Source organism: Streptomyces sp. NBC_00539, from assembly GCF_036346105.1.
Taxonomy (GTDB): domain Bacteria; phylum Actinomycetota; class Actinomycetes; order Streptomycetales; family Streptomycetaceae; genus Streptomyces.
In genome coordinates this window covers 3,605,259-3,630,054 of sequence record NZ_CP107811.1, presented here as the reverse complement: position 1 = coordinate 3,630,054, position 24,796 = coordinate 3,605,259, and the positions used below count along the sequence as shown (strand labels likewise).

The window sequence follows — 24,796 nt, the reverse complement described above, 5'->3', positions numbered from 1 at the left end:
GCCGGGGCGGCGTGCACGCCGCCGGTCGGGAACCCACCCGGGCCCGGCGGGGCCGCAGCCGGCCCCCCGGGCCCGGCCCCGCGGGCCCGGCCCCGCGGGGGGACCAGGCCCTGCGGGGGACCCGGCCCCGCCGTTACAGCGAGCGGAGCAGGACCGCCGGGGATTCGACGCAGTCCGCCACGTAGCGCAGGAAGCCGCCGGCCGTGCCGCCGTCGCAGACGCGGTGGTCGAAGGTCAGCGACAGCTGGACCACCTGGCGCACCGCGAGTTCGCCCTGGTGGACCCACGGCTTCGGAATGATCCGGCCCACACCCAGCATCGCCGCCTCCGGGTGGTTGATGATCGGCGTGGAGCCGTCGACCCCGAACACCCCGTAGTTGTTCAGGGTGAACGTCCCGCCCGTCAGGTCCGCCGGCGCCAGCTTCCCGGCCCGCGCCAGCTCGGTGAGCCGGGCGAACTCCGCCGACAGGGACTCCGGACTGTGCGTGTGGGCGTCCCGCACCACCGGGACCATCAGGCCCCGCTCGGTCTGCGCGGCGAAGCCCAGGTGCACGGCCGGGAGCCGGACGATCTCCTTCGCCGCCAGGTCCACGGTGGAGTTGAGCTCCGGGTACTTGGCCAGCGCGGCCGTGCAGATCCGGGCCAGCAGCGCCAGCACCGAGATCTTGGGGCCGCCCACGGCGTTCATCGCGGCCCGGGCCGCCATCAGTTCGGTGGCGTCCGCGTCCACCCAGCAGGTGGCCTCCGGGATTTCGCGGCGGCTGCGCGACAGCTTCTCCGCCACCGCCCCGCGCAGTCCCTTGAGCGGGATCCGTTCACCCACAGGAGCTCCCACCGACCCCACGGCCCCCGCGGCGGCCGCCACCGGAGCCGGCGCCGGCGCGGCCTGCTCCCGCAGCGCCGCCTCCACGTCCGCCCGCAGGATCAGCCCCTCGGGGCCCGACCCCCGCAGCTCCCGCAGATCGACCCCGTTGTCCCGGGCGAGCTTGCGTACGAGCGGCGAGATCACCGGAACCGGCCCCAGCGGCCCCACCGGAGCCGAAACCGGAACAGGCACCACCGGAGCCGTCACGGCCGTCGCGGCCCCCGGCCGGATCCGCCGCCTGCGCGCCGGACGCGAGTGGTCCGTGCCGTACCCGACCAGCACGTTCCCGGAGCCGGACGACTCCGGAGCCGGGTCCGGATCCGCAGGACCCACCGCCACCATGATCAGCGGCGCGCCGACCGGCAGTTCGGTCCCCTCCTCCCCGAACCGGGCGGTGACCACGCCCCCGTACGGGCACGGCACCTCCACCATCGCCTTGGCCGTCTCGACCTCGACCACCGGCTGGTCGATCTCGACGACGTCGCCCACCGCCACCAGCCAGCGGACGATCTCCGCTTCGGTCAGCCCCTCACCGAGGTCGGGCAGCTTGAACTCCAGTACCTGCGGCATCAGTTCTCCCACTGCAGGCGTCCCACGGTGTCCAGGATCCGGTCCACACCCGGCAGATGGTGCTTCTCCAGCATCGGCGGCGGGTACGGGATGTCGAACCCCGTCACCCTCAGCACCGGCGCCTCCAGGTGGTGGAAGCAGCGCTCCGCCACCCGGGCGGCGATCTCCGCACCCGGTCCGCCGAAGCCGCCAGCCTCGTGGACCACCACGGCGCGACCCGTGCGGCGTACCGAGGCGACGACCGTCTCCTCGTCGAACGGGACGAGCGAGCGCAGGTCCACGACCTCCAGGTCCCAGCCCTCCTCGCGGGCCGCCTCGGCGGCCTCCAGGCACACCGGCAGCGACGGCCCGTACGTGATCAGCGTCGCGCTCGTGCCCGTCCGCCGCACCAGCGCCTTGCCGATGCCCGGCACCTCGGCCGGAGCGTCGGGCGACCACTGCGCCTTCGACCAGTACAGGCGCTTCGGCTCCAGGAAGACCACCGGGTCGTCGCTCGCGATCGACGCGCGCAGCAGCCCGTACGCGTCCTCGACGGTCGCCGGGGTGACCACGGTCAGCCCGGGCGTCGCCACGTAGTACGCCTCGGAGGAGTCGCTGTGGTGCTCCACCCCGCCGATCCCGCCGCCGTACGGCACGCGGATGGTGATCGGCAGCGGCATCGCGCCGCGCGTGCGGTTGCGCATCTTCGCGACGTGCGAGATCAGCTGCTCGAACGCCGGGTACGCGAACGCGTCGAACTGCATCTCCACGACCGGCCGCAGCCCGTACATGGCCATGCCGACCGCGGCGCCGAGGATGCCGGCCTCCGCGAGCGGGGTGTCCGTACAGCGGTCCTCGCCGAACTCCTTCGCGAGGCCGTCGGTGATCCGGAAGACCCCGCCGAGCGTGCCGACGTCCTCACCCATCACGTGGACCGTCGGGTCCTCGGCCATCGCGTCGCGCATCGCCCTGCCGAGGGCCTGCGCCATGGTCGCCGGCTTGGTCCCCGGCTGCACCGCCACCGTCGTCATCACTCGTTCTCCGCTTCAAGCTCGGCGCGCAGCAGCTCCGCCTGCTCGCGCAGCCGCCCGGTCTGCTCCGCGTAGACGTGCGCGAAGAGGTCCATCGGGTCGAGCACCGGCTCTGCGTTCATCGCGTCCCGCAGGGCCGCCGCCATCGCCTCGGCCGCGTCCTTGGCCACCTGTATGCCCTCCGCGTCCAGCAGCCCGCGCGAGGTCAGCTCACGCTCCAGCAGCTCCACCGGGTCGTGCGCCTTCCAGGCCTCCACCTCGGAGTCCGTGCGGTAGCGGGTCGCGTCGTCGGCGTTGGTGTGCGCCTCGATCCGGTACGTGACCGCCTCGATCAGCGTCGGCCCGCCGCCCGCACGAGCCCGCTGGACGGCCTCGGTCAGCACCTCGTGCATCGCGGCGATGTCGTTGCCGTCGACGAGCCGGCCGGGCATCCCGTACCCGACGGCCTTGTGGGCCAGCGTCGGGGCCGCGGTCTGCTTGGCGAGCGGGACGGAGATCGCGAAGCCGTTGTTCTGGACGAGGAAGACCACCGGGGCCTGCCACACGGCGGCGAAGTTCAGCGCCTCGTGGAAGTCGCCCTCGCTGGTGCCGCCGTCGCCGACCATGGCGAGCGCGACCACGTCGTCCCCGCGCAGCCGGGCGGCGTGCGCCAGGCCCACCGCGTGGGGGAGCTGGGTGGCGAGCGGCGTGGACAGCGGGGCTATCCGGTGCTCGCGCGGGTCGTATCCGGTGTGCCAGTCGCCGCGCAGCAGGGTCAGCGCCTGTACGGGGTCCAGGCCGCGCGCCACGGCCGCCAGGGTGTCCCGGTAACTGGGGAAGAGCCAGTCCTGGTCTTCCAGGACCAGCGCGGCCGCGATCTCGCAGGCCTCCTGGCCGACGGTCGACGGGTAGACGGCGAGCCGCCCCTGCCGGGTGAGCGCGGTGGCCTGGGCGTTGTAGCGGCGTCCGCGCACCAGCTCGGCGTAGTACCGGCGCATCAGCTCGGCGTCGAGCTCGTCCGCGGCGGCGGTGCCCAGCACCCGGTAGGGCTCGGGGTCCGGGAGCAGCGCGGCGGCGTCCGTACGCGGCCTCCAGGCGGGCGGCGGGGTCAAACGGTGGGACGCCCCGGCACCGGGCAGCTCTTGGACCGTCATGGCGGCGTACACCTCCTCGTAGGAAGCGGGCAGGAGTGCCCCGGATGTGAGGCGCCTCACCTACCGATTGTTCGGTTGTCTGCGCAATTTGGCTACAGGCGCCTCCAGGCTGTGGACAAAGTGGCGCCGGGGCCCTGGGATGGATGCAGGACGTCCAGGAGAGGGAGGCAGTGGGCAATGCCGGATGAACAAATGGCCGCGGCGGGCTCCGCCGGGGGATCCGCACCGGTCCCGCCCGGAGGGGCCAAGACGGCACCACCCGCACCGCCCGCCCCTTCCGGACCGCCGCCCGGTTCCGCCGCCGCGGCTCCCACCCCGCCGCGGCCACTGGACCCGATCGACCGCTCGATCCTGCGGCTGCTCCAGGCGGACGGCCGGACGTCGATACGGTCGGTCGCGGAGCAGGTCCACGTGTCCCGGGCGAATGCCTACGCGCGGATCAACCGTCTGATCGACGACGGCGTGATCCAGGGCTTCACGGCCCGGGTGAACCACGAGCGCGCAGGTCAGGGCGCATCGGCGTACATCACGTTGAAGATCGTCCAGAACTCGTGGCGCACGGTGCGCGAAAAGCTGCGCGAGCTGCCGGGCGCGGCGCACATCGCCCTGGTGAGCGGGGACTTCGACGTGCTCCTGCTGGTGCACACCCCGGACAACCGCACCCTGCGCGAGCTGGTCCTCACCCGCCTCCAGTCGATCCCGGAGGTCCTGTCCACGCGGACGCTGCTGGTGTTCGAGGAAACGGACCTGCTCGATCCCGGCCCGGTCGGCGGCCCGGCGCTCACCCCGCTCACCGAGGAACAGCCGTAGCGGCATGAGCGGCCGCGGGCCGCAGGAGTGCCCGCAGCTCGCCGAAGAGTTCCGCGACGGCGGCGGCCGCCGCGGGCACGACCGCGGCGTAGTCCATGAAGCCGTGGACGAGCCCGGGGTAGAGGTGCGAGCGCACCGCGACCCCGGCCTCCTCCAGCGTGCGGGCGTAGGCCAGTACCTGGTCCCGCAGCGGGTCGAAGCCCCCGACACCGATCACGGCCGGGGCCAGCCCCCGGTGGGACCCGGCGAGCAGCGGCGAGACGCGGTCGTCGGCGGCGGCCCCGGGGTCGTTGCCGACGTACAGCAGGATGTCGTTCTCGATCGTGGCGGTGGTCATCCCGTAGCCGGTGGCGTTCTCCTCCATCGACGGGTAGCCGCCGCGGCCCGTGAGGTCGGTGACCGGGTAGGCCAGCAGCTGGGCGGCGACGGGCGTGCCCGCGTCGCGCAGGGCCAGGGCCACGGCCGCGGCGAGGGTGGCGCCCGCGCTGTCCCCGGCGAGCGCGAACACGCCGCTGCCGCCGCCGAAGCGCTCGGGGTGGCCGGCCACGTCCCGGGCGACGGCGAGGCAGTCCTCGTAGGCCGCCGGGAAGGGGTACTCGGGCGCGAGCCGGTAGCCGACGGCGACCACGACCGCCTCTACGTCCCGGCACAGGCGGCGGCAGATCGCGTCGTGGGTGTCCAGGTCGCCCACGACGAAGCCGCCGCCGTGGCAGTAGACGACGGCCGGCGCGGGGCCCGCGGGCCGCGGTCGGTAGATCCGTACGGGCACCCCGGCGAGGGTGTCGTCCGCGACGGATCCCGCGGGCAGCGGCGCCTCGGGGGCGAGGGCCCGCACGAACTCGCGGTGGCCGGCCCGCCTCTCGGCGGCGCCCGGCAGCGGGACGGGCGGCGGCCCGTCGACGCCGAAGCGGTGCATGACTGCTGCGATGTCCGGGTCAAGGGCCATGCGGCCATCGTCGCGGGGACGGGCGGCGGGCGCCGCACGGACGGAGCCGTTCAGGTGGCGCAGCGCGCGGCCCGGCCGTCGGACGGTGCCGCCCGCGCCGCCCCGGGCGCAGCCGCCACGCCGGCCCGCACTCCGGCCCGCGTGGCGGCCCGGCCTCGCGCGTTCAGGTCGTGCTCGTGCGCAGCCCGTCGAAGGCCAGGTGGACGACGGCGTCCGCGAGCTGGGAGTGGTCCGCGCCCGGGTACGGGCGGTACCACTCGACCAGGGAGTTCACCATGCCGAACAGCAGGCGGGTGGCGAGCCGGCTGTCCACGTCGGTGCGCAGGTCGCCCTCGGCCGCGGCGGCCTTCAAGAGGTCGGCCACCGCGTGGTCGAACTCGCGGCGGCGCTCCAGCGCCCAGCGCTCGGTCCGCGTGTTGCCCCGTACGCGCAGCAGCAGGGTGACGTACGGCAGTTCGGCCAGCAGCACCTCCACCGTGCGCCGCGTGACGTACTCGACCCGCTCCACGGCGCGGCCGCGCAGCGCGCCCGGCTCCTCCAGGACCGCGAAGAGGCCGTCGAGGGCGCGGCTGACCGCCCGCCGCAGCAGCTCTTCCTTGCCCGCCACGTGGTGGTAGATCGAGGACTTGGAGATCCCCGCGGCCTTGGAGAGGTGCTCCATCGAGGTGCCGTCGTAGCCGCGCTCGTTGAAGACCTGGACCGCCACCGAGAGCAGCGTCTCGGGGGTGTACGTGTCCCGCCTGGCCGTGGTCACCGGCCGCCCCCGTATCCCGCGCCGCCGTCCACGGCCCCCGCCTCGTGCACGGCCTCGTCCTCGGCCGCCTCCTCCTCGGCCGCGTCCTCCGTGTAACCGAGTTTGAACAGCGCGAGCGAGGGCGCGTACCGGCCGCCCGGGCAGCGTTCGTCGAGGTGGTGCAGGAGGTCGTAGGCCCAGTCGCGGCCGAGGCGCTCGTGCCAGGCGGACGGGCCGAGCGGGTAGTTGACGCCGAGCCGCATCGCGGTGTCGATGTCCTCGGCGGTGGCCACGCCGCGCGCGACGGCGTCGGCGGTCAGGTCGATCAGCATCGCGACGGTGCGGGCGACGATCATGCCCGGGACGTCACCGATGACGGAGACCTTCTTGCCGAGCTTCTGGAAGAGCCCGACGGCCTCCGCGAGGGTCCGCTCGCTGGTGTCCGCACCGGTGGAGAGCGCGATGCGGGTGGCGTCGCGGTAGTCGAGCGCGAGGTCGAAGTAGACGACGTCCGTGAACTCGACCGAGGTCTTGCCGTCCGCGAGCACGAGCTGGCCCTCGCCGGGCAGCTGGATGTACGGACCCCCCTGCCCGGTCGCCGTGACGGCGATCCCCGCCTCCTCCAGCAGGTCCACCAGACCGGCCGCCGGACCGAGGTCACCCACGACGGTGACCTTGGCGGGAGCCTCCTCGGGACCGGCGGTGTGCGGCTGCGCAAGCGGGGCGTCCGGGCCGTACGGGAACCAGCCGTGCCCCGATTTGCGGCCGAGGCGGCCCGACTGGACCAGGCGGCGCTGCGCGAGCGAGGGGGTGAACTTGGGGCTGCGGAAGAAGGAGTCCCAGACCGAGCGGGTGACGGCCTCGTTGACGTCCTGGCCGATCAGGTCGGTCAGCTCGAACGGGCCCATCTTGAAGCCGCCGCTCTCGCGGAGCACGGCGTCGATGGTCGCCGGGTCCGCGCCCTGCTCCTCGTACACCGCGAAGGCCTCGGCGTAGAAGGGGCGGGCGATGCGGTTGACGATGAATCCGGGCGTATCGGCGCAGCGGACCGGCGTCTTGCCCCAGCCCAGGACGGTCTCGTACGCGCGCTCGGCGGCGGCCGGGTCGGTGGCGAATCCGCTGACCACCTCGACCAGCGGGAGCAGCGGGGCCGGGTTGAAGAAGTGCAGGCCGAGGAAGCGGCCGGGGTGGGCCATGCCGGCGGCGAGCTCGGTGACGGAGAGGGAGGAGGTGTTGGTCGCCAGCAGGGCGTCCGGCGAAACCACCCCTTCAAGTGCGGCGAGGAGCCCCTGCTTGACGGTGACGTCCTCCACGACGGCCTCGATGACGAGGGCTGCGTCGGCCAGCTCGGAAAGGGCCTGGGCCGCATTGATCCGGCCGTTCGCCTCGTCCGCCCCGGCTCGTTCCAGCCGGCCCTTGGCGACCAGCCGCTCGACGCGGTCGCGGACCTGCTGGACGCCGTCGCGGGCCGCGTGGGCGTCGATGTCGTGGATCAGCACGCGGTGACCTGCGAGGAGGGCGACCTGGGCGATGCCCTGTCCCATGGTGCCGGCGCCGATGACCGCCACTGTGCGGGACCGCTCGATTGCTGTCATGACCCGATCCTCCCGCACCGACTTATCCACAGGCTTGCCGGGCCCTCTTGTCCCGACCGATCGTTCGGTTACTCTAACTCGTGTCTGCTCTTCTTCACCCGCCCTTGCCCGATCCGGTTCCCCCGGTCCGCACTCCGTGACTGTGTGAACGACCGTGTGAACCAGCGTGATCCCGCCCGGCTCAACGAGGAGTTGGTCCCTGATGGCCGCCGAGCCCACCGTCCACCAGCTGTCCGAGAAGCACCGGCCCACCTTGGACCAGGCGCTCGCGGCCATCCGCAGCCGCGCGTACTGGTCCCCGCATCCCGAGCACCCCAAGGCCTACGGGGAGAGCGCCCCGGCCGACGGCCTCGCGGCGTTCGAAGCCGTCCGCGGCACCCGGTTCGACCTCGACCAGCCCGGCACCGACGGCTGGACCGGCGGTGAGGTGTCCCCGTACGGCCCCGAGCTCGGCGTCGAGTACCCGCACGCCGACCCGGACGTGCTGCTGCCCGCGATGCGGGCCGGCATGGGCGCCTGGCGGGACGCGGGCCCCGAGACCCGTGCGCTGGTCTGCATCGAGATCCTGTCCCGGATCTCCGCGCGGACGCACGAGTTCGCGCACGCGGTCATGCACACCAGTGGCCAGGCCTTCATGATGGCGTTCCAGGCAGGCGGTCCCCACGCGCAGGACCGCGGCCTGGAGGCGATCGCATACGCCTACGAGGAGCAGACCCGCGTCCCGGCGCAGGCGGACTGGTCGAAGCCGCAGGGCAAGAAGGACCCGCTGGAGCTCGGCAAGAGCTTCACCGCCGTGCCGCGCGGCATCTCGCTGATGATCGGCTGCAACACCTTCCCGACCTGGAACGGTTACCCGGGGCTCTTCGCCTCCCTGGCCACCGGCAACCCGGTCCTGGTCAAGCCGCACCCGCGCGCCGTGCTCCCGCTGGCGCTGACGGTGAAGGTGGCCCGCGAGGTCCTCGCCGAGGCCGGCTTCGACCCGAACCTGGTCGCGCTGGCGGTCGACCGTCCCGGCGAGGGCGTCGCCAAGACGCTCGCGCTGCGCCCCGAGATCAAGCTGATCGACTACACCGGTTCGACGTCCTTCGGCGAGTGGCTGGAGACCAACGCCCGCCAGGCGCAGGTGTACACGGAGAAGGCGGGCGTCAACACCGTCGTCGTCGACTCTACCGACGACTACAAGGGCATGCTGTCGAACCTCGCGTTCTCGCTGTCCCTGTACAGCGGCCAGATGTGCACCACCCCGCAGAACCTGCTGATCCCGCGGGACGGCATCGAGACGGACGCGGGCCACAAGACGTACGACGAGGTCGTCTCCGACCTCGCGGCCTCCGTCGGGGGCCTGCTCGGCGATGACGCCCGGGCCAACGCCCTGCTGGGCGCGCTGGTCAACCCGGACGTGAAGGCCCGTCTGGAGGCGGCGGCCGGCCTGGGCGAGGTCGCGCTGGCCTCGCGGGAAGTCACGAACCCGGAGTTCCCGGGCGCGGTGGTCCGCACCCCGGTGATGGTGAAGCTGGACGGCTCCAAGCCGGACGACTCCGCGCCGTACCTGTCCGAGTGCTTCGGCCCGGTCTCGTTCGCGGTGGCGGTCGACTCCACTGCGGACGCGCTGGAGCTGCTGCGGCGCACGGTCCGGGAGAAGGGCGCGATGACGGTCGGCGCGTACACGACGTCCGCGGACACCGAGCGGGCGATCGAGGAGGTCTGCCTGGAGGAGTCGGCGCAGCTGTCGCTCAACCTGACCGGTGGGGTCTTCGTGAACCAGACCGCGGCGTTCTCCGACTTCCACGGCTCGGGCGGCAACCCCGCGGCCAACGCGGCGCTGTGCGACGGCGCGTTCGTCGCGAACCGCTTCCGCGTGGTGGAGGTCCGCCGCCAGCGCTAGTGGGCGCAGGCCCGCCGCCGGCGCTAGTTGCCGGCGTGCGGCCCTCCCCAGTGGAAAAGGGTCATGGCGACGCTGGTGGCCAGGTTGTAGCTGGATACCTGTGGGCGCATCGGCAGGGACACCAGGTGGTCGGCCCGGGCGCGCAGCTCGGGTGAGATGCCGTGGCGTTCGGAGCCGAAGGCGAGCAGGGCGTCGTCGGGGAGGGTGAGGGCGCGGATGTCCTCGCCCTCCGGGTCGAGCGCGTACAGCGGGCCGGGGGGCAGGGTGTCGAGCTCCACCCGGTCGACGGTGGTGGCGTAGTGCAGTCCGGCTCCCGCGCGGACCACGTTGCTGTGCCAGGGGTCGAGGTCGCCGCGGGTGACGACGCCGGTGGCGCCGAAGCCGGCGGCGAGCCGGACGACCGCTCCGACGTTGCCGAGGTTGCGGGGGTTGTCCAGTACGACGACCGGCGCGGACCGGGGCATCCGCTCCAGGCGGGCCCGCCCCTCGGCGCGGTCGGGCCTGACCGCCAGGGCGGCGACCCCCGTGGGGTGGACGCGGCCCAGCAGCGTGCGCAGCTCCGCCCCGGCGACCAGACGGGCCACCTCCGCCTCCACGTCCGGGGCCAGCTCGGCGGCGAGGGCCCGAACGGCGGCGGGGTCGTCGGCGATCGCGGCCAGGACGTCGGCGCCGAAGCGCAGGGCGTGCTTCAGCGCGTGGAACCCGTCGAGAAGCACGAGGTCCTCCCGCCCGGCGGCCTCCCGCCAGGCCCGCGCCACCTCATCGCCCCCACCACGCTGCTCACTCATACCGCCGACCCTACGGCCCTGCCCGCCGGCCGCCGGCAGCGGCAGTTCCCGCGCCATCAGCGGACCGACGCCGTCAGCGCCCGACGGCTCCCGCCTCGGCGACCGCCACCGGCCCGGGCCGTTCGCGGCGGACCCGTACGAGCGCCACCCGGGAACCGGCCCAAACCAGGAAGGCCGTCGGCAGGAACACCGCATCGGCCGCGATCATCGCCAGCGAGAAGAACGGCAGCCCCAGCACCACCGCGATCCCGAGGTGCTCCAGCATCATCATCGCCAGGAGCACGTTCTTGATCCGCCGGTTGAACAGCGTGAACGGGAACGCGACCTGCACCGCCACCGTGCCGTAGGTCAGCAGCATGACCACCGTCCCACTGCCCGCCAGCAGCGCCGACAGACCCGGCCACGGGGCGAAGTAGTCCAGCCCCAGCGGGTAGTACAGCGCCGTACCGTCCTGCCAGCGGGACCCCTGGATCTTGTACCAGCCGGCCGTCGCGTAGATCAGGCACACCTCCGCCGTGATGACCAGCATCCCCGCGTTGTGCAGCAGGTTCGCCAGGACGTCGAGGAGTGCCCGCCCCTCCCCCTCGGGGGCGTACCGCTCGGCCAGCCACCACACCCCGGCGGTCACCCACAGGGCCCCGAACGCCGCCGTCCACAGCATGTCGAACCGCCCGGCCAGAGCCCCGTACGCGAACACCGCGCCCAGTACGCCCCACAGCACCGGCCCCCACGGGCCCGCCCCGCCCCGCTCCGCCCGCCGCGCGTCCAGTGACCACACCTGGGCGCACCGCGTCAGTACCAGGTAGATCGCCATCAGGTGGATGACGTTGTCCCCGCCGTCCCCCATGAACACGCTGCGGTTCTGGAGCGAGAGCACCCCCACCATGAACACGACGGACGTCGCCCGCGTCCGCCAGCCCAGCACCAGCAGCGCGCTCGCGAGCACGGACAGGGCGTAGACCGCCTCGAACCACCAGGTCGCGTCCGACCACATCAGCACCGTGAACGCGTGGTTCGTGGCGATCAGCCGCTTCGCGAGCGCCCAGCTCCACGGCCCGTCCGGCCCGTACAGCTCGTGCCGGTTCGGGAACTCGCGCAGCAGGAAGAAGAGCCAGGTGCCGGCGAAGCCGATCCGTACGACCGCACTCTGGTACGGCCCCAGCGCCTCCCCCGTGACCCTCGCGAGCCCCCGTCCGGCCGCGGCCCGCGCCCGGCTCAGAGCGTCCACCACGGCAGCTCCCGGTAGTACGTCTGGGTGTCGGTGCGTTCGGCGCTCCACTTCGGCGCCGCGACCGCCGTCGTCGCCGAGCGCAGCTGGATCCGTACGATGCGGTCGCCGCCGTGCTGCCATCCGGCCAGCCGGGCCACGGCGATCCGCCGCAGGTAGGCCTCGGAGAGGTCGCCGCGTTCGCCGTTCGGCTTGTTGTCGTCGTCGTGGGAGCCGGTGAAGAAGTCCCAGGCCCGCCGGAGCTCGTTCTGCCGGGTGTGGCTCGGCAGCGGGTCGTGCCGGATGGCAGCGCCGTCCTCGGCGGACAGGTCGCGCCAGTCACTGGTGGTGAGCTCGCCGCCGGCCGTCCGCAGCTGGGCGCGTACCTGGATCGCGATGTTCTGCTGGAGCGGGTTGGGGGCGAAGAGCTTCCAGTTCTGTTCGAACTCGGGGTAGATCCAGCCGTCGACGGTCTCCGCGTGGCGTTTGCTGACCGTGTTGGACGGTGCGACGTGCAGGAAGACGAACGCCAGGTGGGCGCAGGCGGCCACGCCGACCGCCCCGAGGGCCATCGCCGCGAGCACGCGGTAGGGGGTGGAGAGGCCGGCGATCCCGGGGGCGCGGGGCTCCGTGACGGGCGGCGGAACGGCCCCTCCCACGGGCTTTCGCTCGTTCGAATCCATCGCGTCCCGATCGTCCGGCGTCCACAGGGTTGCCCACAGAGGTTGACACCCTACGGGCCGTCGACCCACCATTGAAGAGGATGAACCGAACGATCGGTCGGTCGGGCGGAACGCAGACTCTGACAGGGGGCCGGGATGGTCACAGTGACCCCGGAATCTGGGCAGGAAACAGGCCTGGGAACGGGTCCCGCGCAGCCGGGGCACGGTGCCCCGGGCGAGGGCGGCGATCTCGGTGCGCAGCTCGCGGCCGCGTTCGACGCCGCCGTGGCGGCGGACGAGCGCGTCGAGCCGCGTGACTGGATGCCCGACGAATACCGCGCCTCCCTGGTCCGCCAGATGGCCCAGCACGCCCACTCCGAGATCATCGGCATGCAGCCCGAGGCCAACTGGATCACCCGCGCGCCCTCGCTGCGCCGCAAGGCGATCCTGATGGCCAAGGTCCAGGACGAGGCAGGACACGGCCTCTACCTGTACAGCGCCGCCGAGACCCTCGGCACCAGCCGCGACGAGCTGCTCGACAAGCTCCACTCGGGGAAGCAGAAGTACTCCTCGATCTTCAACTACCCCACCCTGACCTGGGCCGATGTCGGTGCGATCGGCTGGCTCGTCGACGGGGCGGCCATCACCAACCAGGTGCCGATCTGCCGCTGCTCCTACGGTCCGTACGCGCGCGCCATGGTCCGCATCTGCAAGGAGGAGTCCTTCCACCAGCGCCAGGGGTACGAGCTGCTCCTGGCCCTGTCGAAGGGCACCGAGGCCCAGCACGCCATGGCGCAGGACGCCGTGGACCGGTGGTGGTGGCCCTCGCTGATGATGTTCGGGCCGCCGGACGGGGAGTCGGCGCACTCGGCCCAGTCGATGGCCTGGCGGATCAAGCGCCACTCGAACGACGAGCTGCGTCAGCGCTTCGTGGACATCGCCGTGCCGCAGGCCGAGTCGCTGGGGCTGACCCTGCCCGACCCGGACCTCAAGTGGAACGAGGAGCGCGGGCACTACGACTTCGGCGCGATCGACTGGGCCGAGTTCTGGGACGTGCTCAAGGGAAACGGCCCGTGCAACGAACAGCGCCTCAGCCAGCGGCGCACGGCCCACGAGGAAGGCGCCTGGGTACGGGAAGCCGCCGCGGCGTACGCGGCGAAGCACGCGCGGCAGGCCGCCCGCCCGGCGGACGGCACCACCGCAGAGCACGCCGGTCACACGGCGACGAACCACGAGGAGACACAGGCATGACGCAGAACTGGCCGCTGTGGGAGGTGTTCGTCCGCTCGCGGCGCGGCCTCTCGCACACGCACGCGGGAAGCCTGCACGCCCCGGACGCGGAAATGGCCCTGCGCAACGCCCGTGACCTCTACACGCGGCGCAGCGAAGGCGTGTCGATCTGGGTGGTGCCCTCCACCGAGATCACCGCCTCCTCGCCGGACGAGCGGGACCCGTTCTTCGCCCCGTCCGCCGACAAGCCCTACCGCCACCCCACCTTCTACGAGATCCCCGAGGGGGTGCGCCACCTGTGACCGGCAACGCGACCAGCGATGTGACCGCCGCGGCCGAAGCCGCCGCAACCGGCACGGACACCGTGCGGGCGGCCGCCCTCGCCCTCGGGGACGACGCGCTGATCCTCTCCCACCGCCTCGGCGAATGGGCGGGCCACGCACCCGTCCTGGAGGAAGAGGTGGCCCTCGCCAACATCGCCCTCGACCTGCTCGGCCAGGCCCGCCTGCTGCTGTCCATGGCGGGCGACGAGGACGAGCTGGCGTTCCTGCGCGAGGAGCGCTCCTTCCGCAACGTCCAGCTGGTCGAGCGGCCCAACGGCGATTTCGCCCACACCATCGCCCGGCAGCTCTACTTCTCGCTCTACCAGCACGAGCTGTACAGGGAACTGGCTGCGGGCGAGGGCCCGTTCGCGCCCCTGGCCGCCAAGGCCGTCAAGGAGACCGCGTACCACCACGACCACGCCGAGCAGTGGACGCTGCGGCTCGGCGACGGCACGCAGGAGAGCCGGGCCCGCATGCGGGCCGCGCTGGACGCCCTGTGGAAGTACACCGGCGAGATGTTCCAGCCGGTGGACGGACTCGAAGGCGTCGACTGGGCCGCCCTGGAAGAGCGCTGGCTGGCCGCGCTCGGAGCGGTCCTGGAGCGCGCCGGGCTCACCCTGCCCGAAGGCCCGCGGACGGGAGCCTGGGCCGCGGGCGCCGGCCGGCAGGGACTGCACACCGAGCCGTTCGGCCGGATGCTGGCGGAGATGCAGCACCTGCACCGCAGCCATCCGGGGGCGTCATGGTGACGGACGCGGAACCCGGTACGGGAACGACCGCCGGAACGACCCGCCTGGAGGCGGAGCTGGCCGAGCTGGCCGGCTCCGTCCCCGACCCTGAGCTGCCCGTCCTCACCCTGGCCGAACTCGGCGTCATGCGCGGGGTCCGGATGCATGACGACGGCCACGCGGAGGTCCTCCTCACCCCCACCTACACCGGTTGCCCGGCGATCGAGGCCATGTCCGCCGACATCCGCCAGGCCCTGACCGGGCACGGCATCCCCGACGTGCGGGTGACCACGGTGCTGGCCCCGGCCTGGTCGACCGACGACATCAGCGCCGAGGGCCGGCGCAAGCTCGCGGAGTTCGGCATAGCCCCGCCCCGCCCGCACGCCGCGGGCGGCCCGGTCCCGCTGACGCTGTCGGTCCGCTGCCCGCACTGCGGATCGACCGACACCGAACTGCTCAGCCGGTTCTCCTCCACCGCGTGCAAGGCGCTGCGCCGCTGCGTCGCCTGCCGCGAACCGTTCGACCACTTCAAGGAGCTGTAAATGGCCGTGCCGCCGCCGTCGACCGCGCAGTCGTCCCCTGCGGGGGCGCCGCGTCCCGCGCGCCACGGCGCTTTCCACGCCCTCACGGTGGCGGCGGTCGACCGGCTCACCGACGACTCGGTGGCCCTGACCCTGCGGGTGCCCGAGGAGCTGCGGGCCGAGTACCGGCACGCGCCGGGCCAGCACCTGACGCTGCGCCGCAGCACCCCCGAGGGCTCCGAGGTCCGCCGTACCTACTCGATCTGCTCCCCCGCCCCGGGCGAGGCGGGCCCCTCGTCGCTGCGGGTCGGCGTGCGGCTGGTGGAGGGCGGCGAGTTCTCCACGTTCGCGCACAAGGAGATCGCCGCCGGGGACGTCCTCGACGTGATGGTCCCGGCCGGACGGTTCGTCCTGGACCCGGCCGCGGCGCCGGCCGCCGCGCACTACGCGGCGATCGTGGGCGGCAGCGGGATCACCCCGGTGCTGTCGATCGCCGCCTCCCTGCTGGCTGCCCGGCCCGATGCCCGCTTCTGCCTGGTGCGCGCTGACCGCACGGCGGCCTCGACGATGTTCCTGGAGGAGGTGGCCGACCTCAAGGACCGCTACCCCGACCGGTTCCAGCTCGTGACCGTGCTGTCCCGGGAGGAGCAGGAGGCCGGGCTGCCGTCCGGCCGACTGGACGAGCAGCGGCTGAACACCCTGCTGCCGGCGCTGCTGCCCGTCGCGGAGGTGACGGGGTGGTTCCTGTGCGGCCCCTACGGCCTGGTGCAGGGTGCGGAGCGGGCGTTGAAGGCCCTGGGCGTCGTACGGGGCAGGGTCCACGAGGAGGTCTTCCACGTCGAGGACACCGCGCCGCAGGCCGTCGTGCGCGCCCCCTCGGCCGCCGCCGCACGGGGCCGGGTCACCGCCCGTCTCGACGGCCGGTCGGGCACCTGGCCGGTCCAGGACGGGGAGTCGCTGCTGGATGCCGTGCTGCGCAACCGCGCGGACGCCCCGTACGCCTGCAAGGGCGGGGTCTGCGGGACCTGCCGGGCGTTCCTCGTGTCGGGTGAGGTGCGGATGGACCGCAACTTCGCGCTGGAGGAGGAGGAGACGGAGGCCGGGTTCGTGCTGGCCTGCCAGTCCCACGCGGTGACGGAGGACGTGGAGATCGACTTCGACCGCTGACCGCTCGGTCCCCCTCGGAGGCTGTGCTTTTCACCGGCACTGCTCTATCTTGACGCTCCGTCAGATCGGCGCAGGACGCGAACCGGCACGCTCCGGTGGGCACCCGGGAGGACTGGCAGTGGACTTCACCTTCACCGAGGAGCAGCAGGCCGCCGTCGAGGCGGCCAAGGCCGTGTTCGCGGGTGTCTCGCCGGACGGTGTCCCGAGCCCCGCGCTCACCCCGGGAGCGGTGGCCGACGACTTCGACCGGCCGCTGTGGGCCCGTCTCGCCGGATCCGACCTGCTGGGCCTGGTCCTGGCCGAGGAACACGGCGGGGCCGGGCTCGACGCCATCGCGCTCTGCCTGGTGCTGCGCGAGGCGGCGAAGGTACTGGCCCGGGTACCGCTGCTGGAGCACTGCGCCACCGCCATGGCGGTCCAGGCATACGGGGGCCGGGAACTGTCCGCCGCCCTGCTGCCCGGAGCAGGCCGCGGAACCCTCGTCCTCACCGCCGCGGCACACGGCCGCACCGGCCACGACCCGGCCGAACTCGGCGTGGACGCCCGGTCCGACGGTTCGCTGTGGGTCCTGGACGGGGTCCAGACCTCCGTCCCCTGGGCGCAGAGCGCCGACTGGATCGCCGTACCCGCCCACACCGGGGAGGGGGCGGCGGTCCTCGCGCTGGTTCCCCGTGGCGCCGAGGGGCTGACCCTCGCGGACCAGTACTCCACCAGCGGCGAGCGGCTCGCCCACCTCACCCTGGACGGGGTGCGGGTGCCCCGCACCCACCTCATCGGCGACCCGGCGGCCTGGGACCTGCTCCACCGGCTGCTGGCGACCGGCACCTGCGCCCTCGCGCTCGGTCTCGGCGAAGCCGTACTCGCCATGACCGGCCAGTACACGGGGAAGCGTGAGCAGTTCGGCTTCCCCGTCGCCACGTTCCAGGCCGTTGCCGTACAGGCGGCGGACCGCTACATCGACCTGCGGGCCATGGAGGTCACCCTCTGGCAGGCGGCCTGGAGGCTGGAGAGCGCGGCAGCGGGCGCGGGGGGCCCGCTGCCGATCGCCGGCGATGTCGCGGTGGCCAAGATCTGGGCCTCCGAGGGCGTACGCCGGGTCGTACAGACCGCCCAGCACCTCCACGGCGGGTTCGGCGCCGACACCGACTACCCGTTGCACCGCTACCACGCCTGGGCCAAGCAGCTGGAACTCCAGCTCGGACCGGCCGCCGCACACGAGGAGGCCCTGGGCGACCTCCTGGCCGCCCACCCCCTCGCCTGACCGGCGCGTTACCGGTCCCGGCTCAGAGCACGAAGGGCGGGTTGCCGCTCTCGCTGATCATTGGGCGGCGGGCGCCGTCCCAGGCCTGCATGCCACCGTCGACGTTCACGGCATCGATGCCCTGACGGACGAGGTACTGGGTGACCTGCGCGGAACGCCCGCCCACCCGGCACATCACGTGCACCCGGCCACCGTCCTCGATGGCCTCGGTGAGCTCGCCGAAGCGGGCCACGAAGTCACTCATGGGGATGTGCAGCGCGCCCTCGACATGCCCGGCCGCCCATTCGTCGTCCTCACGGACGTCCAGGACAAAGCCTTCGGAGGGCACCTCGGCGGCGCCCACCGAGGGAAGCGGTCCGAAGTTCATACGTCGCCTTCTCTCGTCACAGATCCGGATCCCAACCTATACCGGCCGGGGTACCCCGGAGCCCGAGGCGGCCGGGGACCGCCTGCGGGCCGCGAGCGCCACCCGCAGGCACGCACCACCCGCCCGAGCCGTCGTGGCTCTACTGCCCCTCGGTCAGCCCCGCCAGTTCGGTCTCACGCTCGGAGACCTGGGCCAGCAGCTGCTCCGCGATCTCCTCCAGCAGGCGGTCCGGGTCGTCCGGAGCCATCCGCAGCATCGATCCGATGGCGCTCTCCTCCAGCTCCCGCGCCACCGCCGCCAGGAGCTCCTTGCGCCGCGCCAGCCACTCCAGCCGCGCGTAGAGCTCCTCGCTCTCGCTCGGCCGTGCCGTCTCCGGCGCCGGGCCGGCCGCCCATTCCTCCGCCAGCTCGCGCAGCAGGGTTTCCTCACCCCGCGCGTACGCCGCGTTGACCCGGGAGATGAACGCATCCCGCCGTTCCCGCTCGGCTTCGTCCTGGGCGAGATCGGGATGCGCCTTGCGGACCAGCTCGCGGTACAGCCGACGTACCTCCTCCGTCGGACGCACTCGCTCCGGCGGCCGCACCGTACGGTCGGTGAGCATCGCGGAGGCGTCGTCGGAGATCCCGTCAGAGCCCATCCAGTCGTGGAACAACTCGTCGACCCCGGGCATCGGCATCACCAGTGACCGCGCATCACGGGCTCGCCGAAGATCATCGGGATCGCCGGTCCGCGCCGCCTTCGCCTCGGCGATCAGCGCGTCCAGCTCATCGAGCCGCGAGTACATGGGGCCGAGCTTCTGGTGGTGCAGCCGGGAGAAGTTCTCCACCTCGACCCGGAAGGTCTCCACCGCGATCTCGAACTCGATCAGCGCCTGCTCCGCGGCACGCACCGCCCGGTCAAGCCGGGCCTCGGGCCGCTCGTCGCCGGAGTCGGCGGACTCTTGGGGGACTGTCTGCTCCGTGTGCTCGCTCACCCGGCCAGCCTAAGGCCCGTCCGCCCCGGTGGACGTTGCGTGTTTCACGTGAAACATCCACCGGTTTCACGTGAAACATCCGGTGCCGTCCCGGAAACACCTCAGGCGCCCCGGACACGCCCGAGGCAGCCCCAGAAACACCCAAGGCCGCCCCGACCCGCCGGCGGCGCCGACGAGCCTGTCCGGCCCGCCGGCGCCGCCCGAGGGGCCCCGGAACGAGACGGGCCGTACCCTCAGACGCCGAACTCGGCCGCGATCCGGCCCGACCGGACCGCCGCCACCAGATAGGCGTGGTCGGCCTCACTGCGGTCCGCGTAGGTCACGGCAAAGGCGGCCATCGCCTCGTCCAGCTCCTCGTTCTTACCGCAGTAGCCCGCCAGCACCCTGGGATCGGCGCTGTGCGCGTGGGCCCGGGCCAGCAGGGCGCCCGTCATCCGTCCGTAGTCGTCGATCTGCTCGGGGGCGAGCGCCGCCGGATCCACACTGCCCTTGCGGTTGCGGAACTGGCGGACCTGGTACGGGCGCCCCTGCACGGTGGTCCAGCCCAGCAGGATGTCGGAGACCACCTGCATCCGCTGCTGTCCGGCCACCACGCGGCGTCCCTCGTGCTCCTCCTCCGGCGCGTGGAAGCCCAGCGCGGGCAGGTGCGGCAGCAGCACGGAAGGCCGCGCCTCCTTCACCTGGAGCACGAGCGGCTCTCCCCGGTGGTCCAGCAGCAGCACCACGTACGAGCGGGTGCCCACGCTCCCGGTACCCACCACGCGGAACGCCACGTCGTGGATGGCATAGCGGGCCAGCAGCGGCAGCCGGTCGCCCTGCAGGGTGTTCAAGTACGGGCCCAGCGCGGCGGCCACGGCGGCCGCCTCTTCGTCGCCGACCCGGCGCAGGACCGGAAGGGCGTCCACGAAGCGCCGGAACCCGTCGGGGCAGGCCTCCGTCGACTTGGCGGCGAACCGGGCCGAGGTGTTGTTACGGGCCTTCTCCGAGACCCGTTCCAGGGTGCCCAGCAGGTCCCGGGCATCGGTGTGCGAGACCAGTTCCTCGTCCGCGATGGCGTTCCACGCGTCGAGCGCCGGCAGCTTGGCCAGCAGCCGCATCGTCCGCCGGTAGGCGCCCACCGCGTCCAAGGCTGCCGCCCGGCAGGTGTCCTCGTCCGCCCCCGCCACCCGGCCGGCCAGCACCAGCGAGGTCGCCAGCCGCTTCACGTCCCACTCCCACGGACCGAAGACGGTCTCGTCGAAGTCGTTCAGGTCGATGACGAGCCGGCCCCGCGCGTCCCCGTAAAGACCGAAGTTCGCCGCGTGCGCGTCACCGCAGATCTGCGCGCCGACGCCGGTCACCGGGCCGCCGGACAGGTCGTGCGCCATCAGACCGGCCGCGCCCCGAAGGAAGGCGAAGGGGTTCGCGGCCATGCGGCCCACGCGGATCGGCGTGAGTTCCGCGACCCGTCCGACGTTGGACTGCTCGACCGCGCGGACGGCGTCGGGTCGTCCGGCCGGGGCCTCGAACCGGGCGTGCGCCGAGCGCGGCACGCGTGCCCGCAATGCCCTGCCCGTCTCCTTGGCCGAGCCCGCCACGACCCGCGGCGCGAATCCGGCGACCCGCGGTATCCGTCCGGCTCCCGTCGCCGGTTCCGCTCCCACTGCCTGCTCCGCCGGTACCGCCACCATGCGTGCCGCCCCCCACCCGTAACTGCCGTACTTCTCGGCCAACATCAATGATTCGGCCTGACCGTATCGACAGCCCGGCACCCCTGACCAGCAGGGCGGCCCGGAGCGGTTCTCACGCCCCGGCCCCGCCACGCTCCGGCTCGCGTACGGCGGCCCGCCCCGCCGCCTCCCGGATCAGCCGCGCGGCCTCGGCCGGCCGGTCGGCACAGAACCGCACCCGCCGGGCCATGACGCTGCCACCGCGCCGCAGCCGCACCTCCACGGGCCGGGCGAGGACGAGCACCACGGTGGTGGCACTGCTGACCGAGCACGCCACGCCTTCCCCGTCGTCCGGCGACCTGCGCAGCCCGTGACCGACGGTCAGCCCGTGCTCGGCCCGGGCGCTCACGACCTGATCCAGCGGCAGGCCCACTTCCCGAAACGGCCCGGTCCGCAGCCGCAGCACCCGCGCCTCCAACAGGTGCGGGGTACGGGCGGTCATCGCGCAGAAGCCGGCGCACAGGACGAGGGCGCACCCGACCCACAACAGGTGCAGCACCCGGTACGCGGCCGGGACCATCGCGTCGACGACGGCTTCGACGACGAGGTCCGCCGCGGCCACCGCCCGGACGACCATGCGTACGTCCGCGGAATGGGACAGCGCCCGGCACCCCTCGGGCACCGCCACCGGCTTTCGCCGCAGCCAAGCCACCAGGTCCCTCAGCAGGGTCCCCAGCCACTGCGCGGCCGATCGTCCCGGCGTCCCCCCACAGTCCGCTTCCATGCCCCCACCCTGCCCGCGGCGCCCTCGCGTCCAGGGGTCACAGATGTCACCGGCTTCCGTGCACGGTGCACGGCCCCGCCATGACGTACGTCACCGGCGCCCCGACGCCTGACACACCCTCAGCGAGACACACCCCCAGCGACAGCGGGAGCGCCACGAACCGTCCGAGGGCAAAGCAAAACGGCCGCCATCGCTTTCACGATGACGACCGTTTCGTCGTTGCCAAGAACACCGTTTCATCGGCGTCCTCAGTGGGCGAGGGGGGATTTGAACCCCCACGTCCCGAAGGACACTGGCACCTGAAGCCAGCGCGTCTGCCGTTCCGCCACTCGCCCGAGCAGCTCCCCAGCGGTTCTTCCCTTTCGGGCCGTTCCCCTGGCGACGTCGAAACATTAGCACGTCGGACGGGGTGGAATCACATCGCTTCCCGACCCCCGGCCACCACCGCCACGACGGTCCCCTCCCGCACTCCGCTCCCGGTGCGGGACACTGTCCCTGGAGCGCCCCTACGATCCTTGTGAGGACCAACACTCCTGCGCACGGGACCGGAGGGGAACCACCCGAATCCGCCACGCGTGGATACGATCAGTAAGCAGTACAGGGCGACAACGACGGAGGAGGTGCCCCATGGGAGTTCTGAAGCGGTTCGAGCAGCGACTCGAAGGTCTGGTGAACGGCACCTTCGCCAAGGTCTTCAAGTCCGAAGTCCAGCCGGTGGAGATCGCCGGCGCCCTCCAGCGCGAGTGCGACAACAACGCCACCATCTGGAACCGCGAGCGGACCGTCGTCCCCAACGACTTCATCGTGGAGCTCAGCTCCGGCGACTACGAACGCCTGAGCCCCTACTCCGGACAGCTCGGCGACGAGCTCGCGGGCCTCGTCCGCGACTACGCCAAGCAGCAGCGCTACAGCTTCATGGGCCCCATCAAGGTGCACCTGGAGAAGGCCGACGACCTGGACACCGGTCTCTACCGCGTCCGCAGCCGGACCCTCGCCTCCAGCACCTCCCAGCCGGCCGGCCCCCAGGGGCAGGGCCAGGCGCCCCAGAGCCCGCAGCAGGGCGGATACGGGTACCCCCCGGTCGCCGCCCCGCCCATGCCGACCGCCCCGCCGCCCGGCGGTCCCGCCGCGCGCCGCGGCGGTCCCGGGCCGGGGCCGGGACCGGGCGCCCCCGGCACCACGCGCCGCTGGATCGAGATCAACGGCACCCGCCACCAGATCTCGCGCCCCACGCTCGTACTCGGCCGAAGCACCGAGGCCGATGTGCGGATCGACGACCCCGGCGTATCGCGCCGGCACTGTGAGATCCGGACCGGAACGCCCCCGACGATCCAGGATCTCGGGTCCACCAACGGCATCGTGGTGGACGGGCAGCACACCACCCGCGCTACGCTCCGCGACGGCTCGCGGATCGTCGTGGGCAGCACCACCATCATTTACCGGCAAGCCGAAGGGTGAAGCGGGGGCAATGTCAGAGCTGACCCTGACGGTCATGCGGTTGGGTTTCCTGGCCGTTCTGTGGCTGTTCGTCATCGTGGCCGTCCAGGTCATCCGCAGCGACCTCTTCGGAACGAGAGTCACGCAACGCGGCTCCCGCCGCGGCGGCGGCGCAGGCGGTGCCCCGCAGCAGACGGGGCGCCCGAGCGCGCCCCCGCAGCAGCGGCAGCGCCGCGGGGCGCCCACCAAACTCGTCGTGTCCGAGGGCACCCTCACGGGCACCACGGTCGCCCTGTCGGGGCAGACGATCACCCTGGGCCGCGCCCACGACTCCACGATCGTGCTGGACGACGACTACGCGTCCAGCCGTCATGCCAGGATCTACCCCGATACCGACGGCCAGTGGATCGTCGAGGATCTCGGGTCCACCAACGGCACCTATCTCGACCGGACCCGGCTGACCACCCCGACGCCCATCCCGCCGGGCGCCCCGATCCGCATCGGCAAGACCGTCATCGAGCTGCGGAAGTAGTACGAGAATGAGCGAGCGGAGCGAGCGAGCCGCGGCGGCCCGTCCCACCGGGGACACGGACCCGCGCGCGCTCCCGACCGGAGGGTGGGCAGTGTGGCTCGTCGAGACCGGTTGTACCCGGAGGCAGCAGCGTCGACAGGGCAGGTGCGCATGAGTCTGTCCCTGCGGTTCGCCGCCGGATCGCACAAGGGCATGATCCGCGAGGGCAACGAGGACTCCGGTTACGCCGGCCCCCGCCTCCTCGCGATCGCCGACGGCATGGGCGGCCAGGCCGCCGGCGAAGTCGCCAGCTCCGAGGTGATCTCCACCCTCGTGCAGCTCGACGACGACGTCCCGGGCTCCGACATCCTCACCGCCCTCAGCGTCGCCGTGCAGCGCGCCAACGACCAGTTGCGCGTCATGGTCGAGGAAGACCCGCAACTGGAGGGCATGGGCACCACCCTGACCGCCCTCCTGTGGACGGGTCAGCGCCTCGGCCTCGTCCACGTCGGCGACTCCCGTGCCTACCTCCTGCGCGACGGCGTCCTCACGCAGATCACCCAGGACCACACCTGGGTGCAGCGCCTCGTCGACGAGGGCCGCATCACCGAAGAGGAAGCCACCACCCACCCGCAGCGCTCGCTGCTCATGCGGGCCCTGGGCAGCGGCGACATCGTCGAGCCGGACCTGTCCATCCGCGAGGTCCGGCCCGGCGACCGCTACCTCATCTGCTCCGACGGGCTGTCCGGCGTCGTCTCCCACCAGACCCTGGAGGAGACCCTCGCCGACTACCACGGCCCGCACGAGACCGTGCAGTCCCTGATCCAGCTCGCCCTGCGCGGCGGCGGCCCCGACAACATCACCTGCATCGTGGCCGACGTGCTCGACACCGACAGCGGCGACACCCTCGCCGCCCAGCTGAACGACACCCCGGTGGTCGTCGGCGCGGTCGCCGAGAACCAGCACCAGCTCTTCGACGGCAACGCGATGCAGACCCCGGCCGGCCGGGCCTCCGGTCTCGGCCGCCCGGCCGCCCCGCCCGCGGGCGCCTTCGGCCCTCCCGGCAGCGGCGACAACCCCGGCTACGGATACCCCGACCAGAGCCAGGGCGGCGGTTACGGCAGCTTCGGCGACGCCGACAGCGGCGCCTACGACGCCGACTCCGGCTATGAGGACACGTACGACAAGCCCCGCAGGCGGCGCGGCAAAGGGCGCAGGTGGACCACCAGGACCCTGATCCTGCTGCTCGTCGCGGGCGTGGTCGGCGGGGGCGTGTACGCCGGGCACCGCTGGACCCAGACCCAGTTCTACGTCGGCGTCAAGGACGAGCACGTCGCCCTGTACCGGGGCATCAGTCAGAACCTGGCCTGGATCCACCTCTCGCAGGTGGAGACGGACCACCCCGACATCGAACTCAAGTACCTGCCGTCCTTCAAGCGCAAGCAGGTCGAGGCCACGATCGGCGAAGGCAGCCTCGACGGGGCCCGCAAGAAGATCGACGAGCTGAGCGCACAGGTGTCCGCCTGCAAGAAGGACGAAGCCCGCCGCGCCGCCGAGGCGCAGAACAGCCCGACACCCGGCCCCGGCCTGACTCCCGCGGAGCAGCAGCTGGCCGGCCAGTGCGAAAAGCCCTAGCCACAC

The 24,796-nt window shown here is 72.8% G+C and carries 24 protein-coding genes and 1 tRNA gene; 11 read left to right on the top strand and 14 right to left on the bottom strand.

Annotated features, from left to right (window positions below):
• Positions 1-133: 133 nt before the first annotated feature.
• Genes OG861_RS16215 through pdhA form a run of 3 tightly spaced genes read right to left on the bottom strand, consistent with a single transcriptional unit; the run spans position 134 to position 3,578 of the window.
• Positions 134-1,435, bottom strand: a complete 1,302-nt coding sequence (locus OG861_RS16215; RefSeq protein ID WP_329196581.1) for a dihydrolipoamide acetyltransferase family protein — start codon at positions 1,433-1,435, stop codon at positions 134-136.
• On the bottom strand, positions 1,435-2,445 hold the full coding sequence (locus tag OG861_RS16210) for an alpha-ketoacid dehydrogenase subunit beta (RefSeq protein WP_329196583.1): 1,011 nt from the start codon (positions 2,443-2,445) through the stop codon (positions 1,435-1,437). Before OG861_RS16210 ends, OG861_RS16215 begins: the two co-directional genes overlap by 1 nt.
• Positions 2,445-3,578 (bottom strand): pyruvate dehydrogenase (acetyl-transferring) E1 component subunit alpha, encoded by a 1,134-nt coding sequence (gene pdhA / locus OG861_RS16205; RefSeq protein WP_329202314.1) that lies wholly within the window; start codon positions 3,576-3,578, stop codon positions 2,445-2,447. The genes OG861_RS16210 and pdhA overlap by 1 nt, the downstream gene beginning before the upstream one ends.
• Positions 3,579-3,755: 177 nt before the next feature.
• Between pdhA and OG861_RS16200 the strand changes: the two genes are divergently transcribed.
• Positions 3,756-4,388 (top strand): Lrp/AsnC family transcriptional regulator, encoded by a 633-nt coding sequence (locus OG861_RS16200; RefSeq protein ID WP_329196585.1) that lies wholly within the window; start codon positions 3,756-3,758, stop codon positions 4,386-4,388.
• Here OG861_RS16200 and OG861_RS16195 read toward each other — a convergent pair.
• From OG861_RS16195 to OG861_RS16185, 3 genes are all read right to left on the bottom strand, one after another.
• Positions 4,369-5,334, bottom strand: coding sequence for an alpha/beta hydrolase (locus tag OG861_RS16195; protein WP_329196586.1), 966 nt, complete (start codon positions 5,332-5,334; stop codon positions 4,369-4,371). The two genes, OG861_RS16200 and OG861_RS16195, sit on opposite strands and share 20 nt — an antisense overlap.
• Positions 5,335-5,497: 163 nt before the next feature.
• Positions 5,498-6,088 (bottom strand): TetR/AcrR family transcriptional regulator, encoded by a 591-nt coding sequence (locus OG861_RS16190; protein ID WP_329196588.1) that lies wholly within the window; start codon positions 6,086-6,088, stop codon positions 5,498-5,500.
• Complete coding sequence (locus OG861_RS16185) at positions 6,085-7,662, bottom strand: 3-hydroxyacyl-CoA dehydrogenase (RefSeq protein WP_329196590.1); 1,578 nt, start codon at positions 7,660-7,662, stop codon at positions 6,085-6,087. The genes OG861_RS16190 and OG861_RS16185 overlap by 4 nt, the downstream gene beginning before the upstream one ends.
• Positions 7,663-7,864: 202 nt before the next feature.
• Between OG861_RS16185 and paaN the strand changes: the two genes are divergently transcribed.
• Complete coding sequence (gene paaN / locus OG861_RS16180; RefSeq protein ID WP_329196592.1) at positions 7,865-9,547, top strand: phenylacetic acid degradation protein PaaN; 1,683 nt, start codon at positions 7,865-7,867, stop codon at positions 9,545-9,547.
• Between the two features lie 23 nt (positions 9,548-9,570).
• On the opposite strand, the gene OG861_RS16175 is transcribed toward paaN, so the two are convergent.
• The 3 genes from OG861_RS16175 to OG861_RS16165 all read right to left on the bottom strand — a co-directional run bounded on the left by OG861_RS16175 (position 9,571) and on the right by OG861_RS16165 (position 12,201).
• Complete coding sequence (locus OG861_RS16175) at positions 9,571-10,335, bottom strand: TrmH family RNA methyltransferase (RefSeq protein ID WP_329196594.1); 765 nt, start codon at positions 10,333-10,335, stop codon at positions 9,571-9,573.
• Between the two features lie 73 nt (positions 10,336-10,408).
• A complete protein-coding gene (locus OG861_RS16170; protein ID WP_443056769.1) occupies positions 10,409-11,554 on the bottom strand; it encodes an HTTM domain-containing protein in 1,146 nt (381 codons plus the stop codon).
• Positions 11,551-12,201: a DUF5819 family protein gene (locus OG861_RS16165; RefSeq protein ID WP_329196597.1), complete on the bottom strand. Its 651-nt coding sequence runs from the start codon at positions 12,199-12,201 to the stop codon at positions 11,551-11,553. Before OG861_RS16165 ends, OG861_RS16170 begins: the two co-directional genes overlap by 4 nt.
• A gap of 159 nt (positions 12,202-12,360) precedes the next feature.
• On the opposite strand from OG861_RS16165, the gene paaA reads away from it, so the two are divergent.
• The 6 genes from paaA to OG861_RS16135 all read left to right on the top strand — a co-directional run bounded on the left by paaA (position 12,361) and on the right by OG861_RS16135 (position 17,434).
• Complete coding sequence (gene paaA, locus OG861_RS16160) at positions 12,361-13,455, top strand: 1,2-phenylacetyl-CoA epoxidase subunit PaaA (RefSeq protein ID WP_329196599.1); 1,095 nt, start codon at positions 12,361-12,363, stop codon at positions 13,453-13,455.
• Entirely contained in the window at positions 13,452-13,736 is a 285-nt protein-coding gene (gene paaB, locus OG861_RS16155; protein ID WP_329196601.1) for a 1,2-phenylacetyl-CoA epoxidase subunit PaaB, read from the top strand. The genes paaA and paaB overlap by 4 nt, the downstream gene beginning before the upstream one ends.
• Positions 13,737-13,756: 20 nt before the next feature.
• Positions 13,757-14,506, top strand: coding sequence for a 1,2-phenylacetyl-CoA epoxidase subunit PaaC (gene paaC, locus OG861_RS16150; RefSeq protein ID WP_329202316.1), 750 nt, complete (start codon positions 13,757-13,759; stop codon positions 14,504-14,506).
• Positions 14,500-15,027: a 1,2-phenylacetyl-CoA epoxidase subunit PaaD gene (paaD, locus tag OG861_RS16145; RefSeq protein ID WP_329196603.1), complete on the top strand. Its 528-nt coding sequence runs from the start codon at positions 14,500-14,502 to the stop codon at positions 15,025-15,027. The genes paaC and paaD overlap by 7 nt, the downstream gene beginning before the upstream one ends.
• On the top strand, positions 15,028-16,173 hold the full coding sequence (locus OG861_RS16140; protein ID WP_330261761.1) for a 2Fe-2S iron-sulfur cluster-binding protein: 1,146 nt from the start codon (positions 15,028-15,030) through the stop codon (positions 16,171-16,173). It abuts the gene before it with no gap.
• A gap of 118 nt (positions 16,174-16,291) precedes the next feature.
• Complete coding sequence (locus OG861_RS16135; protein WP_329196605.1) at positions 16,292-17,434, top strand: acyl-CoA dehydrogenase family protein; 1,143 nt, start codon at positions 16,292-16,294, stop codon at positions 17,432-17,434.
• Positions 17,435-17,456: 22 nt separating this feature from the next.
• Here OG861_RS16135 and OG861_RS16130 read toward each other — a convergent pair whose 3' ends face one another.
• From OG861_RS16130 to OG861_RS16110, 5 genes are all read right to left on the bottom strand, one after another.
• Positions 17,457-17,801: a rhodanese-like domain-containing protein gene (locus OG861_RS16130; RefSeq protein ID WP_329196607.1), complete on the bottom strand. Its 345-nt coding sequence runs from the start codon at positions 17,799-17,801 to the stop codon at positions 17,457-17,459.
• Positions 17,802-17,940: 139 nt separating this feature from the next.
• Positions 17,941-18,774, bottom strand: a complete 834-nt coding sequence (locus OG861_RS16125; RefSeq protein WP_329196609.1) for a J domain-containing protein — start codon at positions 18,772-18,774, stop codon at positions 17,941-17,943.
• Between the two features lie 233 nt (positions 18,775-19,007).
• The gene (locus tag OG861_RS16120) at positions 19,008-20,444 is read right to left on the bottom strand and encodes a DUF2252 domain-containing protein (RefSeq protein WP_329196610.1); all 1,437 of its coding nucleotides are present in this window, start codon (positions 20,442-20,444) and stop codon (positions 19,008-19,010) included.
• A gap of 112 nt (positions 20,445-20,556) precedes the next feature.
• A complete protein-coding gene (locus tag OG861_RS16115; RefSeq protein WP_330261760.1) occupies positions 20,557-21,207 on the bottom strand; it encodes a hypothetical protein in 651 nt (216 codons plus the stop codon).
• 252 nt (positions 21,208-21,459) lie between these two features.
• Positions 21,460-21,542 (bottom strand) — tRNA-Leu (locus OG861_RS16110).
• 292 nt (positions 21,543-21,834) lie between these two features.
• On the opposite strand from OG861_RS16110, the gene OG861_RS16105 reads away from it, so the two are divergent.
• From OG861_RS16105 to OG861_RS16095, 3 genes are all read left to right on the top strand, one after another.
• Positions 21,835-22,665 carry a DUF3662 and FHA domain-containing protein gene (locus OG861_RS16105; RefSeq protein WP_329196614.1) on the top strand — a complete coding sequence of 277 codons (831 nt, stop codon included), beginning with the start codon at positions 21,835-21,837 and terminating at the stop codon, positions 22,663-22,665.
• Between the two features lie 10 nt (positions 22,666-22,675).
• Positions 22,676-23,176: an FHA domain-containing protein FhaB/FipA gene (locus OG861_RS16100; RefSeq protein ID WP_329196616.1), complete on the top strand. Its 501-nt coding sequence runs from the start codon at positions 22,676-22,678 to the stop codon at positions 23,174-23,176.
• Positions 23,177-23,326: 150 nt separating this feature from the next.
• Positions 23,327-24,790 (top strand): PP2C family protein-serine/threonine phosphatase, encoded by a 1,464-nt coding sequence (locus OG861_RS16095; RefSeq protein ID WP_329196618.1) that lies wholly within the window; start codon positions 23,327-23,329, stop codon positions 24,788-24,790.
• Positions 24,791-24,796 lie beyond the last annotated feature (6 nt).

Bases quoted from the DNA above. Each gene is read 5' to 3' on its own strand.
- OG861_RS16115 (WP_330261760.1), bottom strand. From the start codon at position 21,207: ATGGAAGCGGACTGTGGGGGGACGCCGGGACGATCGGCCGCGCAGTGG.
- paaB (WP_329196601.1), top strand. From the start codon at position 13,452: ATGACGCAGAACTGGCCGCTGTGGGAGGTGTTCGTCCGCTCGCGGCGC.
- OG861_RS16120 (WP_329196610.1), bottom strand. From the start codon at position 20,444: ATGGTGGCGGTACCGGCGGAGCAGGCAGTGGGAGCGGAACCGGCGACG.
- paaA (WP_329196599.1), top strand. From the start codon at position 12,361: ATGGTCACAGTGACCCCGGAATCTGGGCAGGAAACAGGCCTGGGAACG.
- OG861_RS16185 (WP_329196590.1), bottom strand. From the start codon at position 7,662: ATGACAGCAATCGAGCGGTCCCGCACAGTGGCGGTCATCGGCGCCGGC.
- pdhA (WP_329202314.1), bottom strand. From the start codon at position 3,578: ATGACGGTCCAAGAGCTGCCCGGTGCCGGGGCGTCCCACCGTTTGACC.
- OG861_RS16100 (WP_329196616.1), top strand. From the start codon at position 22,676: ATGTCAGAGCTGACCCTGACGGTCATGCGGTTGGGTTTCCTGGCCGTT.
- OG861_RS16105 (WP_329196614.1), top strand. From the start codon at position 21,835: ATGGGAGTTCTGAAGCGGTTCGAGCAGCGACTCGAAGGTCTGGTGAAC.
- OG861_RS16140 (WP_330261761.1), top strand. From the start codon at position 15,028: ATGGCCGTGCCGCCGCCGTCGACCGCGCAGTCGTCCCCTGCGGGGGCG.
- OG861_RS16200 (WP_329196585.1), top strand. From the start codon at position 3,756: ATGCCGGATGAACAAATGGCCGCGGCGGGCTCCGCCGGGGGATCCGCA.
- OG861_RS16130 (WP_329196607.1), bottom strand. From the start codon at position 17,801: ATGAACTTCGGACCGCTTCCCTCGGTGGGCGCCGCCGAGGTGCCCTCC.
- OG861_RS16215 (WP_329196581.1), bottom strand. From the start codon at position 1,435: ATGCCGCAGGTACTGGAGTTCAAGCTGCCCGACCTCGGTGAGGGGCTG.
- OG861_RS16095 (WP_329196618.1), top strand. From the start codon at position 23,327: ATGAGTCTGTCCCTGCGGTTCGCCGCCGGATCGCACAAGGGCATGATC.
- OG861_RS16210 (WP_329196583.1), bottom strand. From the start codon at position 2,445: ATGACGACGGTGGCGGTGCAGCCGGGGACCAAGCCGGCGACCATGGCG.
- paaN (WP_329196592.1), top strand. From the start codon at position 7,865: ATGGCCGCCGAGCCCACCGTCCACCAGCTGTCCGAGAAGCACCGGCCC.
- paaD (WP_329196603.1), top strand. From the start codon at position 14,500: ATGGTGACGGACGCGGAACCCGGTACGGGAACGACCGCCGGAACGACC.
- OG861_RS16175 (WP_329196594.1), bottom strand. From the start codon at position 10,335: ATGAGTGAGCAGCGTGGTGGGGGCGATGAGGTGGCGCGGGCCTGGCGG.
- OG861_RS16195 (WP_329196586.1), bottom strand. From the start codon at position 5,334: ATGGCCCTTGACCCGGACATCGCAGCAGTCATGCACCGCTTCGGCGTC.